This window comes from Paenibacillus sp. FSL R10-2736 (assembly GCF_038000245.1).
GTDB classification, from domain to species: domain Bacteria; phylum Bacillota; class Bacilli; order Paenibacillales; family Paenibacillaceae; genus Paenibacillus_AQ; species Paenibacillus_AQ phytohabitans.
In genome coordinates, this window is sequence record NZ_JBBOBN010000001.1 from 2,328,018 (window position 1) to 2,341,528 (window position 13,511).

12 protein-coding genes are annotated in these 13,511 nt (G+C 52.2%); 11 read left to right on the forward strand and 1 reads right to left on the reverse strand.

The features are described from left to right. The first annotated feature begins 246 nt into the window (after positions 1–246). Entirely contained in the window at positions 247–1,827 is a 1,581-nt protein-coding gene (locus NSQ73_RS09730; protein ID WP_336103074.1) for a sigma-70 family RNA polymerase sigma factor, read from the forward strand. A gap of 202 nt (positions 1,828–2,029) precedes the next feature. Then, positions 2,030–2,758 (forward strand): metallophosphoesterase family protein, encoded by a 729-nt coding sequence (locus tag NSQ73_RS09735; RefSeq protein ID WP_340986273.1) that lies wholly within the window; start codon positions 2,030–2,032, stop codon positions 2,756–2,758. A gap of 12 nt (positions 2,759–2,770) precedes the next feature. Here NSQ73_RS09735 and NSQ73_RS09740 read toward each other — a convergent pair whose 3' ends face one another. Beyond that, entirely contained in the window at positions 2,771–3,706 is a 936-nt protein-coding gene (locus NSQ73_RS09740; protein ID WP_340986274.1) for an aldo/keto reductase, read from the reverse strand. A gap of 153 nt (positions 3,707–3,859) precedes the next feature. Between NSQ73_RS09740 and NSQ73_RS09745 the strand changes: the two genes are divergently transcribed. From NSQ73_RS09745 to NSQ73_RS09785, 9 genes are all read left to right on the forward strand, one after another. Continuing rightward, the gene (locus tag NSQ73_RS09745) at positions 3,860–4,474 is read left to right on the forward strand and encodes a TetR-like C-terminal domain-containing protein (protein WP_340986275.1); all 615 of its coding nucleotides are present in this window, start codon (positions 3,860–3,862) and stop codon (positions 4,472–4,474) included. Between the two features lie 136 nt (positions 4,475–4,610). Next, positions 4,611–6,305 (forward strand): oleate hydratase, encoded by a 1,695-nt coding sequence (locus NSQ73_RS09750; protein ID WP_340986276.1) that lies wholly within the window; start codon positions 4,611–4,613, stop codon positions 6,303–6,305. 152 nt (positions 6,306–6,457) lie between these two features. Next, positions 6,458–6,679, forward strand: a complete 222-nt coding sequence (locus tag NSQ73_RS09755; protein WP_039300264.1) for a hypothetical protein — start codon at positions 6,458–6,460, stop codon at positions 6,677–6,679. A 123-nt stretch (positions 6,680–6,802) separates the two neighbouring features. After that, positions 6,803–7,114, forward strand: a complete 312-nt coding sequence (locus tag NSQ73_RS09760; protein ID WP_039300260.1) for a hypothetical protein — start codon at positions 6,803–6,805, stop codon at positions 7,112–7,114. A 252-nt stretch (positions 7,115–7,366) separates the two neighbouring features. Continuing rightward, positions 7,367–8,425: a FecCD family ABC transporter permease gene (locus tag NSQ73_RS09765; RefSeq protein WP_340986277.1), complete on the forward strand. Its 1,059-nt coding sequence runs from the start codon at positions 7,367–7,369 to the stop codon at positions 8,423–8,425. A gap of 2 nt (positions 8,426–8,427) precedes the next feature. Then, on the forward strand, positions 8,428–9,462 hold the full coding sequence (locus tag NSQ73_RS09770; RefSeq protein ID WP_042138674.1) for a FecCD family ABC transporter permease: 1,035 nt from the start codon (positions 8,428–8,430) through the stop codon (positions 9,460–9,462). Positions 9,463–9,489: 27 nt separating this feature from the next. Further along, positions 9,490–10,530 (forward strand): NAD(P)/FAD-dependent oxidoreductase, encoded by a 1,041-nt coding sequence (locus tag NSQ73_RS09775; protein WP_042138673.1) that lies wholly within the window; start codon positions 9,490–9,492, stop codon positions 10,528–10,530. A gap of 167 nt (positions 10,531–10,697) precedes the next feature. Next, positions 10,698–12,281: a spore germination protein gene (locus tag NSQ73_RS09780; protein ID WP_340986278.1), complete on the forward strand. Its 1,584-nt coding sequence runs from the start codon at positions 10,698–10,700 to the stop codon at positions 12,279–12,281. Further along, the gene (locus tag NSQ73_RS09785; RefSeq protein WP_042138672.1) at positions 12,271–13,476 is read left to right on the forward strand and encodes a Ger(x)C family spore germination protein; all 1,206 of its coding nucleotides are present in this window, start codon (positions 12,271–12,273) and stop codon (positions 13,474–13,476) included. The genes NSQ73_RS09780 and NSQ73_RS09785 overlap by 11 nt, the downstream gene beginning before the upstream one ends. Positions 13,477–13,511: the final 35 nt, after the last annotated feature.

The window sequence follows — 13,511 nt, forward strand, 5'->3', positions numbered from 1 at the left end:
CTCCCGGCCTCCAAGATTTGCTAAATGAAATAATAGTATCACACATTGTTAAAAATTAATTAGAATAAAATTAATTTGTATAAATTTAATTTATCGAAATATAAACCTGACACTGGTCAATAAAATATATTCGTGTAGCATAGATAGGCTAACCCGGATCATGAACAATATTTTGTAACCTTTTCCGCGCGGAATGGCACTTATCCTTAGAACAGATGAAAATACAGAAATGAGGTTCGCAGGCGTATGCTGCAGTGGATTGAAGAAGCACAGAAGGGGGACGCCGGAGCTTTCAGGCAGCTGACAGAGCATGTCCGGGGGATGGCTTACGTAGTATCTTACAATATGCTGGGAGATGTTCAGCTGGCGGAAGACGCGGTACAGGAGGCCCTCATCGAGGCGTATATGAACCTTGGGAGTCTGCAGGAGCCGGCGGCGTTTCCGGGCTGGTTCAGAACCATTGTGGTCAGGCAGTGCCACCGGCTGCTGCGGCGCAGGCGCCAAACACTGCTGCCTCTAGAGGCAGCAGAGCATGTCGCCGTGTCTTCTCCGGGTGTTGAGGAAATTGCCGAACGCAGAGAATGGACACAGGTGCTGCATAGCTCGGTGGCAGAATTGTCCGCCAGGCTGCGGTTACCGCTGCAGCTGTTCTACTTCTATGGCTATTCGCTTCAGGAGATTTCCGTTTATTTGGGCATTCCGGCCGGAACGCTGAAGAAAAGGCTGTATGACGGCAGACGCAAGCTGAAGGGGGCTTTTCCTGTGGCAGATCTTGCGGCCGCATTTAATCTGTTACAAGAGGGAGGACAGCGTATGCTGCATATTGTGAACGGTGATTTCGTTGGAGATAAGCTGAAGCAGGGGATTGTCCAAGGGGATGTGCTGGTATGGAGAGAAATCTACACGGCGGGTCCGATATTCATGGATCCGGCGGCACAGGAGAAACGGCAGCTGCGGGCAGAGGTTCTTCAGGCCACACTGGGAATTCCGGCAGAAGAATATATGAAGGGCTGTGAGGAGCAGGAACGCATGCTCAGCGGATTCCACCGTTATGATGAAGTGGTCCTGTGGTTTGAGCATGATCTGTTCGACCAGAGTATGCTGGCCTACCTGCTGCACTGGTTCAGCAACCGGAAGCTGGGCAGCACGAAGCTGAGTCTGCTCTGCATCGGGGGATTTCCCGGAATTGAGCTGTTCCATGGCCTGGGCCAGCTTACGGCAGAACAGCTTCAGACCTTGTCCGGAACCTGGCAGAATATCGGCACGGAGGAGCTGCAGCTTGGGAGCAGGCTATGGCAGGCATATGCATCTCCAGATCCCCGGCAGCTGGCACAGCTCCTGGAGGAGAGTAAGCCCGAGCTGTCCAAATCCGCGTTTTCTTTTGCCTATGACGCCTTCAAGCTTCATCTCTCGCGTCTGCCTTCCGTTTATAACGGTCTTGGTATTGTCGAACAGACAACGCTTGAGGCTGCGGCTGGCGGGGCAGATACGCCTCTGAAGCTGTTCCGTCAAGTTACAGATGCACTGCACCGGCTGGGAATGGGAGATGTGGAATACTGGAAGGTTCTTCGCACGCTGACGGCTGGAGAGCATCCTCTCCTTATTATTGAGGGTACGGCAGAAATTACAGATTACAGAGAAGTACCGGAATTCCTGAAGCGTACAGTTATTCTGTCAGAGCTGGGGGAGCGGGTATTGGCCGGAACAGCGGATAGAGTGAGCATGCAAGGTGTAGATGAATGGTACGGCGGGCTGCATCTGCAGGGACATGAGGTGCCTTGGCGCTGGGACAGCGCTGCTGAATTACCGGTGCAGGTCAGAACGTAACACAGAGCGAATAGTATTGGATGAAGAGGTTTCCCGGCTGAACGGGATAGCCTCTTTTTTCTGCAGGCCGCTGTATTGGTAACCGCTTACAACCTGTTTTCAGCAGCCGGTCCGTGCGGAAATCCATTTTTGTAAGTATAATTAATATTCTGAGTGTAAGGTATCTTAAGAAGAGGAGGAGGGAACGAGTATCAGAACTTTAGTGATTAGTGACATTCATGGATGCGTGGAGGAATTCAACCTGCTGCTCCGCAGAGCCAACTATATCCCCTCCGAAGACCAGTTAATTCTGCTTGGTGATTATGTGGACCGGGGGCCGGACAGCAGGGCAGTGGTTGAGCAGGTGAAACGTCTTGCGGAAGAGCACGGTGTTGTCGTGCTGCGGGGCAATCATGATCAGATGGCGTGTGATGCGCTGGCGGGTGAAGATGACAAGCGCGATACACACTGGATTACCAATGGGGGATTTCATACCCTGCTGAGTTATTGCGGAGGCCGCGATTCGGTCCTGCTGCGCCCGGATTCAGGCTGGAAGGATTATGCGGAAATGAAGGAATATATGCGCCGCGAGTATCAGGAGCATCTGGATTTCCTGGGTACGCTGCCTTTCTATTATGAAACGGACACGCATTTATTCGTCCACGCAGGAATAGATCCTTCCCTTGCCGACTGGACAAGCCAGCGGGAGTATGATTTCATCTGGATCCGCGAGCCGTTCTATAATCATCCGGTAACCTCTACCGCGAAGACGGTTGTATTCGGACATACCTCCACGGTAGATTTGCAGGACGGGGCAGGAATCTGGTTCAGCCCGCATGGAGACAAGATTGGCATTGACGGCGGCTGTGTATATGGAGAGCAGCTGAACTGTCTGGAGATTAATGAAGACGGGTATAAGACCTACTCAGTCCGGCTTGGCGAAAAGGAATAACTGCAGCCCCGATTACCAGCCCAGCTGCTGATCCCGGATCTCCTTGTCCCACAGCTCCTTGAGCCTCACCACATGCTCCGCCGGCATCCCCTCGCGGCTTGCGGATATATTCTCGGCCAGCTGTGCGCTGCTGCGTACTCCGGGAATCACGGTGGTGACCTCCGGGTGGGCAAGGATGAAGCGCAGGGCAGCCATTGTCATGGTCGTCTCTTCGTCCGTTATGAACCGGATGCGCTCCACCAGGGCGGCGCGTTTCGCGATCACTTCCGGCGACCAGCGGCTTCTTACCCCTTCGAAGGTGCTGCTGGTGTCATATTTGCCGGAGAGCCAGCCGGAGTCCAGAGGGACCTTGACGATGATCGCTATGTTTTTCTCACGGGCCAGTTCGAAAGCTTCCGCCGTTTCCTGGTAAAAGATATTGAACATCACCTCCATAACGCCGACATCCGTATGGCGGATGACCTCCAGCATTTCCGGCACGGAATCGACCGAAACCCCGTAAGAGAGAATCTTTCCTTCGGCTTTTAGCTTGTCCAGTTCGTGGTAGTGGCCGTATTTCCCGTCCAGCAGCTCAAAAGGCGGATTATGAATCAGTACGGAATCCACATAATCCGTCTGCAGACGCTGTAAGCTGCCTTCGACGGAGGCACGGATGTGGTCCGCATCAAAGCAGGTGCTGCCATCCGCCCCGTGGCCGAATTTGGTGTTGATCACAGCGCTGGAGCGTCTGCCGGATAAGGCGGTCCCGAGCAGGGTTTCACTGGCACCGTGCCCGTAACCCGGGGCGGTATCGAAGAAATTCATCCCGCGCTCCAGCGCTTCATGCACCAGAGAGACCGCTGCACGATCCTCCATAGCCTCCCAATCCTTCTTATTCCCCAGCTGCCAGGCACCGAAGCCAACCTCCGACACAGTCTTTCCCGTATTGCCGTACCTTCTTGTATTCAATCCTATCCACTCCCGTAAGGTTATTATGAAAACCTGCTCTTAATTGGTTATAATTGGAACATATACACCGTATTGTAGAACCTTGAAGCCTATTAAGCAATGCAGTAAATCCAGAAATCAGGTTAAGTTTCTACTGCAGTAAGGGGGGAAGTAATGTCCAATTCACTTTTAACCAAGAACGCTTTAGCCCGGTCACTCAAAAAACTCATGCTCGCAAGGCCGCTGAACAAGATTACGATCCAGCAGCTTACAGCGGATTGCGGCGTGACCCGGCATACGTTTTATAATCATTTTCAGGATATCTACGAGCTGCTCGGCTGGGTCTACAGGTCAGAGGTAATTGAAGATCTGGAACCCTACCGCTGCTGTGCCGGCTGGAAGCAGGGATTCCTAAGTGTCCTGCGGTACACCGTGAGCAACAAAACCATCTGTCTGAACACCTTTCATTCGCTTGGACGCGAGCATCTGGAGCAGTTTCTGTACGGAGTTATTTATGGCGTCATGATTAGGGTGGTGGAAGAACTGGACGGGCAGGAGCGGGCCCGTGAAGGACAAGAGCAGATTCCGGTACAGGGGAGAAGCCAGGCTAGACAGGACATTGCCGATTTCTACACACTGGCTATCCTGGAACAGGTGATCCATTGGCTCAAAGCAGGGGCAAATACCGACCCGGCCGAAATGGTGGAGAAGGTAGCCCGGATTATGGAAGGAAGCATCGCCCGGGGCCTGGAACACTATCAGGCTGCCGCCGCCCATCCGGCCCAGTGAAATGACACAATCTGCGGCAGATGTGTAATCCCTGTACAGTTGCGCCAAGCTGTCCATAGAATTCAATGTTCACGGTGGGTATAGTGAAGGCAGTTAGCAGGCACTTATCCCCTGATCATGGAAGGAAGAGGACATAATGGGTACATATCAAAGAATTCATCCGCTGGTACAGGAAGGCATCGCTTCACGTAAGGCTTATCTCGTAGGAGGGGGGATCGGCTCGTTGTCGGCAGCCGCTTTCCTGATCCGTGACGGCCATATGCCGGGACGGAATATTCATATCCTTGAGCAATCAGCGGTCTATGGAGGCTCGATGGACGGGGCGGGGAATGCGAAGGACGGCTACAGCGCCCGCGGCGGACGCGAGATCGAAGAGCACTTTGAATGCTTCATGGAGCTGTTCGGCTTCATTCCCTCATTAACCAATCCGGACCGGACGGTGCTGGATGAATTCCGTGAGCTGAATCTGGCAGAACCGATCGAATCCCACTGCCGTCTGGTAGAAAAGGAAGGGCAGCCCGCCGATTTCTCAACGCTGGGACTCTCCACTGCGCATGCGCTGCAATTGGGCAAGCTGACCCTGGCGACCGAAGAAAGACTCGGAGCGGTGACGATTGAGCAGTTTTTTGACCCGACCTTCCTGGAGACGAATTTCTGGTATTTCTGGCGCTCGATGTTCGCCTTCGAGAATTGGCATAGTGTAGTTGAAGTGAAGCGTTACATGGAGCGCTTTATGCACCTGATCTCCGGGATGAACCAGCTGAAGGGAATCCTGCATACCGAATATAACCAGTTCGATTCACTGATTCTTCCTCTGATGAAATGGCTGGAAAGCCAGGGGGTCAGTTTTGACAAAGGCCATCAGGTAACAGATCTGGAGCTTGATTTCACAGGCGGAGAGAAAACAGTAACCGCTATCCAGCTGCTCGTGAACGGAGAGCCAAAGACCCTCTCAACAGCACGCGGAGATCTGGTTATGGTCACCAATGGCTCGATGACAGAGAACTCGACCCTGGGCGATCTGGACCATCCGGCGGTTCTGAACCGCTCTGTTACGGAGCGCGGCTGCTGGAGCCTCTGGGAGAAGCTTGCCGCGAAATCTCCGGATTTCGGCCACCCGGAAGTGTTCTGCGGGGACATCGACAAGTCCAAGTGGCTGTCGTTTACGATGACCTTTACCGATGACGATATTGTATTCCCGTATCTGCTTGAGCTGACCGGGGATGCTCCCGGTATGGGCGGCGTTGTGACCATCAAAGACTCCAGCTGGATGATGTCCTGGACCGCACCGAAGCAGCCGCATTTCATTAACCAGCCGGAGAATGTGAAGGTGCTCTGGGCCTACGGATTATTCCCGGATGCCGAAGGCGATTATATCAAGAAGAAAATGAGTGACTGCAGCGGACGCGAGCTTCTGGAGGAGCTGATGTACCATATCGGTCTGAAGAACCGCATTCCGGAGATTCTGGAGCATACGACCAATGTTATTCCTTGTATGATGCCTTATATTACTTCACAGTTCATGCCGCGTGTCGCAGGAGACCGCCCGCAGGTGGTTCCGCAGGGCAGCACCAATCTGGCCTTCCTTGGCCAGTTTGCCGAAGTTCCGGACGACTGTGTCTTTACCGTGGAATATTCGGTCCGCTCCGCGATGATGGCAGTGTACAATCTTTTGGCGCTGGAAAAAGAGGTGATCCCTGTCCATCCGAGTAAATATGATGTCCGGGTGCTGCTGACCGCACTCAGAACCTGCCTCGGCAACAAGCCGCTGCCGCTGGATAAGACGCTCGGACAGCTGCTGGCCGGAACGGTGATCTCCAAATTACTATAAAAGGTTAAGAAGTATAACATATATCAGGGGATGTACCGGAGCCGGGAAGCGGCTGCCCGGGACATCCTCTGTTTGTATAGTGCCAGCTTTCGACATATTCCTCCCGCAGAACATGGTACAGTAAGACTAAAATTTCTGCGGAGGAACCCCTGATGAGAAAAATCTTAAGCCGTATAGGCCTCGGACTGCTGCTGCTGATTATAGCGGCAGTTGTGCTTTGCTTCTACTTCAATCAATTCACTTATGCCTACACACTGCTTGTAGTACTGCTGTTCATATTTGGCGGGATGGGGCAGATGTACAAGCTGAAGAACGATGAGTACATGTATTCGAGGCATAACCAGAAAGATGAGTATGAGGAATACACAAGGTAAGAAGAATTACATAGCATAAGCAGCATGTGTTCCGGCCGCTCAAGGCATGCTCAAGGTCCGGCTGACATAGGATGGTATTAAGCAAGCGCTTTAACCATTCAGTCACAGCAGGAGGGGAACCGCGTGAACGAGAGACTGGCAGCCTTAATTCTGCGGATTGACGCTATTGCCACGGATATTATTGTACCGCTGCGCCGCAAAATCATTAATGAAGCTGCCCTGCTTCAGTTATACGAGGCGCTGGATGAAACGTATCTGCTGATTGAGCATGAGAAGCAGATTGACCGCGAGCTCGCAGCTATTCTGTTTCTGATCTATTCACAGCTGGTCAGCCAGTCTAATTATGTGTATGACAAAAGCACCTTCGTGCCGCATATCGGCAAGCTGCAGGGATATATCCGCAGACTATTCGGCGGTACGCTTCAGAATGTATAGTGCGAAAGCCCCGGACATTTCCGCCTATTCAGCAGCAATGGAACAAGGCAACCTGACTCTCCAGATACATCCCCTGCGGGATGTAATCGGGATACAGGTTGTCTTTTTTCATACCGGATATTCTGCGCGAAATGGATGATTAGAGACTTTCTATGTACAGGTTTATATTTGTCCATTGCCAAACAGTGACAAATTCATTTACAATATTACAATGATAATGAGAATCAATTTCATAGAAAACGGGTGACAGTCATGAATCAACAGGCAGTGTCCAGGAATGGGCTTGATCAGAGAGCAGAACCGCTCAAACTACGTTCGCGCCCTTGGGCGGCAACGCTGATCCTTATTGGCGGTTTGATTGCGCTGGCGCTGGGCATCGCTGTTTCAGTATCGTTTGGGGCAGCAGATATTAAGCTTTCTGTCGTGTGGACAGCAGTTTTTCACTTCAATCCGGATATTACAGAGCATCAGATTATCCGCGAGCTCAGGCTTCCGCGGGTTCTCGGCGGCGTGATGGTCGGAGCCAGCTTCGCAGTGGCGGGAGCGATCATGCAGGGAATGACCCGCAATCCGCTTGCGGATTCTGGACTAATGGGCATTAACTCGGGGGCGGGTTTTGCGCTGGCCATCTGCTTTGCTTTTTTTCCGAATTTATCGTTTATGTATCTTATTCTATATTCCTTCATCGGGGCCGGAGCCGGCGCCGGTATCGTCTATGGCATCGGTTCACTGGCCAAAGGCGGACTTACCCCGGCCCGGCTGGTACTGGCCGGAGCCGCCTTCAGTGCGTTGCTCTCGGCACTCAGTGAAGGCGTGGCGCTGTATTTCAAAATCGGACAAGACCTCGCCTTCTGGTATGCAGGCGGCTTGGCCGGAACGAAATGGTTCCAGCTTCAGGTCATGTATCCCTGGGTGATTGCGGCACTCATCGGGGCGATTATCCTGTCCCGTTCCATTACGATGCTCAGTCTGGGGGAAGATATCGCCAGAGGACTGGGACAGCGGACCGGTCTGGTCAAATTGGCCGGGGCCTTAGTCGTCCTGGTTCTGGCTGGCGCTTCGGTGGCTGTAGTAGGAGCGGTAGGGTTTGTCGGGCTGATTATTCCCCATCTGACACGTTATCTTGTAGGTGTGGATTACAGATGGATTATTCCCTGCTCCGCCGTGCTGGGTGCATTGCTCGTGGTAGGGGCGGATCTGACTGCCCGGATGATCAACCCGCCGCATGAAACGCCAGTAGGAGCAATTATAGCGCTGATCGGGGTTCCATTCTTCCTGTACCTGGCCCGCAAAGAAAGAAGGGAGCTGTAAAGATGCAGAGAACCAGAGTGGTTTCCTTCGAAGAAACAAGGCGTAAGCATGGTCTGACTGTACTTAGTGTGCTGGCTGTACTGATTATTATCATGTTCATTATAAGTGTGAATACAGGATACATACGTTTAACTCCGCTTGAGCTGCTGAATACGCTGTTCGGCAAGGGGACGGACAAGCAGGAATTGATTCTGTTCCAATTCCGCTTGCCGCGTATTGTAATTTCCATCCTGATTGGAGCTGCACTGGCAGTTTCCGGAGCGGTGATGCAGGGGGTCTTCCGCAATGACTTGGCCGACCCGGGGATCCTCGGCATTAATGCCGGAGCCGGACTGATGGTCATGCTGATGGTGTCCTTCTATCCGACGACCTCTGCGGCACCTGTCTACCTGCTGCCGGTAGTTGCGTTTGTCGGGGCGGCATTTACTGCCGCACTGATCTACAGCCTGGCCTATAAGCGGCATCAGGGAATTGCGCCGATCCGTCTGCTGCTCACCGGTGTCGCAGTTGCGGCAGGGATGAGTGCAGCGATGATTGTGCTGACGCTTCGCCTCGATCCGGACAAATATCAATTCGTAGCCACGTGGCTTGCGGGCAGCATCTGGGGCACCAGCTGGAAATTTGTATTGTCCCTGCTTCCCTGGATTGTGATCCTCCTGCCCTACGTCATCTATAAGGCAAGGGTCATGAATGTGCTTAATCTGGGCGAGCAGACGGCTACCGGTCTGGGTGCCCATGTCACCAGGGAGCAGTTCCGCCTGTTGGCAGCGGCGGTCGGACTTGCCGCTTCAAGCGTAGCGGTAAGCGGCGGGATTGGCTTCGTCGGACTGGTCGGCCCGCATCTGGCCAGAAGGCTCGTGGGACCGAAGCATCAGCTGATGCTTCCCGCTTCAGCGCTGCTCGGCGCGCTGCTCGTCATCACTGCCGATACGATCGGCCGCCGGATTCTGCAGCCGTCTGAGATACCTACCGGTATCGTTGTTGCCGTTATCGGCGCTCCTTACTTTCTGTATTTGCTGGCCCGGACCAAATCTTAAATACACCTAGAAGCTGGAGGGAAACAAATGAACGAATCCATGGAATTATATGATGTAACGATAATTGGCGGTGGCCCCGCAGGTATGTATACGGCTTTTTATAGCGGAATGAGAGATTTGAAGACGAAGCTGATTGAAGCGAAGGAAGAGCTGGGCGGACGGATGCTGATCTATCCCGAGAAAATGATCTGGGATGTCGGAGGTGTTACACCGACGCTTTGCCGTAAGTTAATAGACCAGCTGGCAGAGCAGGCGCGGACCTTCGATCCGACCATTGTGTTCGGGCAGCAGATTGTGCATCAGGCGCGCCAGGAGGACGGGACTTATATCCTGACCTCGGCGACCGGTGAGCAGCACTGGACGCGGACCGTTATTCTCACCATCGGTTACGGTATTCTGCAGATGGCGAAACTGGAGATTGAAGGCGCAGACCGCTATGAAGTGACGAACCTGCATTATACGGTGCAGGAGCTGGAGCCCTTCCGCGGCAAGCGGGTTCTGATCTCGGGCGGCGGAGACTCCGCCGTAGATTGGGCGAATGAACTGGAGGGGATTGCCGCCAGTGTGACCATCGTGCACCGCCGGGAGCGGTTCGGCGGCCATGAGAAGAATATCGTCCGCATGAAAGATTCCTCTGTGAATGTACGTGTACCCTATGCGGTTAACCAGCTGCACAGCAGCAATGGCGAGCAGATTGACCAGGTTACGATCAGCCATATCGAATCCGGTGAAAGTGAGCAGCTTGAAGTGGATGCCGTTATTGTCAACCACGGCCTCAAGAGTGATTTCGGTCCGTTGAAGGATTGGGGACTGGACATGGGGGAATGGTGGGCCAAGGTCAGCGGCAAGCTCGAAACGAATCTGCCGGGTATCTTTGCTGCGGGAGATTTCGTAGATTATGACAGTAAGGTAAGACTGATTGCCGGAACGTTCACGGATGCGGTGCTTGCCCTCAACAGCGCGAAGCTGTACATGGACCCTGAAGCGGATAAGGTGGCTTATGTCTCCTCGCATAACGACCGGTTTAAGGAGAAGAACAAGGCGCTTGGCGTAGTGGATGATCACTAGTCTAAACACATATAGGCTGTTCCTTACACGGGAGATTCCGTGCGGGGAGCAGCCTTTTTTTGAGTAAGCTTTGCTCTGGCGCAGCTTAGCCCCGCGTTCCTCACACATTCCATAAGCTGCATAAAAAAAGGATAGCGGGCGAATAGTAAGTGCAGGAGGTGCTGTTTATGGATAAGACAACCAAAAAATCCGGCCAAGCCGCACAAACAGTGGACAGCGCTGGCGGGAAACCCCACAATCCGCCTATCTCTCCTGATCTGGAAGAGAATATTACTCAAATTAAAGCCAGGCTGGGGAACAGCCCGGATCTTATCATACGTACTTATGAACTCATTAATCGGACGGCCCGGGTAGCTGCGGTATATATGATTGGTATTACGGACAGAGAAATGGTTGACCATTTCATTTCCCATGTGATGTCCTTCGAATCTTTGAATGACGATGTACTACTAGCAGCAACAACAGCCGAAGTGTATTCCTATATTAAAGACAATGCGCTAAGCATCGGCAAAGAGAAGCTGGTTCAAGATATCAATGGATTGCTTGAAGCGCTGCTGTCGGGGGACACGATTATTCTGGTTGACGGACTCGGTGAAGCGGTGAGCGGGAGCACCTGCGGCGGCGAGGTTAGAGCGGTATCCGAGGCTTCAACTCAAGTGGCGATCCGCGGCTCGAAAGAAAGCTTCACGGAGACCATTAGTACCAATATCGCCCTGGTCCGCAAAATCATCAAGAATCCCGATCTCTGGACCGAAACGATGAAGCTTGGCGATGTGACCCACACCGATATCACCATAATGTATATCCATGGGATTGCAGATGAAGAGACGATCAAGGTATTCAAAAAAAAGCTTCAGGAGATCAAGGTGGATTCAATTCTGGAATCAGGCTACATTGAGCAGATTATTGAAGATAACAAGTATTCTCCATTTCCGACACTCTATAATACGGAACGGCCGGATAGTGTGGCGGGAAACCTGCTGGACGGACGGATTGCCATCTTTGTGGACGGCACACCGTTTGTACTGATTGCCCCGACTACCTTCTTTATGTTCTTTCATACCGTGGAGGATTACTATCAGCGTTATGATATCTCAACACTGATCCGGCTGCTGCGGTTCCTGTGCCTGCTTATCTCTTTATATGGGCCTGCAATCTTTGTGGCGGCGCTTAACTTCCACCAGGAGATGATTCCGACACCGCTGCTGATCAATTTGGCCTCGCAGCGGGAGGGGGTACCTTTCCCTGCTTTCGTGGAAGCCGTCATGATGGAGGTTACCTTTGAGATCATCCGCGAAGCAGGTGTACGTATGCCGTCTCCGATCGGTCAGACGGTTTCTATTATCGGAGGTCTGGTGTTAGGGACTGCAGCGGTTCAAGCGGGTATTGTTTCTCCGGCCATGGTTATTGTTGTGTCGCTTACAGGTATCTCCAGCTTCGCCACTCCGGCCTTCAATATGGCACTCTCCATCCGGATGCTGCGGTTTGTCATTATGGTCATCGCTGCCTTTATGGGGCTGTATGGGATCGCCATCTTTACCATCATGCTAATTGCACATATGTGCAGCCTGCGTTCACTTGGAGTGCCGTATATGTCGCCTATGGGTCCGTTTGTGCCGGAGAATCAGAAGGACACCTTTCTCCGCTCTCCTCTGACTTTTATGAAGATCCGCAAACGGCTGCTGAACAAAGGCAACAGCTCCACAGCCCCCGGCAAAAAAACTGCAAAGAGGAACTCCTATGAACATTAAAGGCGTTATGCGCGTGATTTCTATGGGAGTCATTGTGCTGATGCTGAGCGGCTGCTGGAACAGCAGAGAATTAAATGACCTGGCTATCGTCAGCGGCATCGGTATAGATCTGGTACCGGAAACCAATGAATTCAAGGTGACATTTCAGCTGGTCAATCCATCCTCAACGGCTACAGGTTTTGGAGCAAGCGCGGGAGAGCCTTCCATTGTGATTGTTTCTGCTACCGACCGTACAATTTTCGGTGCTTTGCGCAAGGCCTCCAAGCGGGCAACGCGCCAGCTTTTTTTTGCCCACACCCAGCTTGTTGTCCTGGGAGAGTCCCTGGCCCGGAGCGGAATTAACGATGTATTTGACATCTTTGAGCGGTCGCATGAGCTCAGACTCAATTCGGCAGTGCTTGTTGCCCGCAACAACGATGCAGCATCTGTTCTGAAGATATTAACTGCAATAGAAAGTCTGCCTTCTTTGGGACTGGTCAAAAAGACGCAGAATACCTCGAGAGTATGGGGAGAGAACCGGACGATCGACGTATTTGATATTATTAACGGCATAACGGGCGAAGGGGATCTGACGATTAATGGAGTGTCTATTCAAGGGAATGCTTCTGAAGGCATGAAGAAATCCAATCTGGAACAAACCGTGTCACATGCTGGGACTGTTATGCATGGACTTGGTGCTTTTAGAGAGGGCAAACTGATCTACTGGATGAAGGATTCGGAAGCACGGGGTACGGAGTGGCTGCTTAACCGGATAGAAGAAACTATAATCAATATTGATTCTGCGGATAAGAAAGAGTCAATTGCCGTCAATATTGTGTATTCAAGAACGAAGGTGAAGATTGATATTCAGGACGGCCTGCCGGTCTTTCATGTAAGTATAAGTGAAGAAGGAATTGTGAATGAAACGGATGGGTTCGTTGACCTCAGCAAGAGGGAAGAAATTGTGAAGCTTGAACAGGAGCTGCAGAAGCAGACCGGTAACGAAGTGAAGCAGGCCTTGCAGATGGCACAGCAGATGGAGAGCGATATTTTTAACTTCGGTAATGAACTGAAGCGCAGCGATCCCCAAGGCTGGGCTTCACTAGATAAGAATTGGGGTCATATCTTCGCTCAAGGGAAGCTGGATCTCCATGTGGAGGCGTACATCCGCAGTACCGGGATGAGCCTGAAGCCGTATCACCCTGCTCCCGAATAATCAGCTTTTAATGCAGAAATAAGGTGAATAGGTTT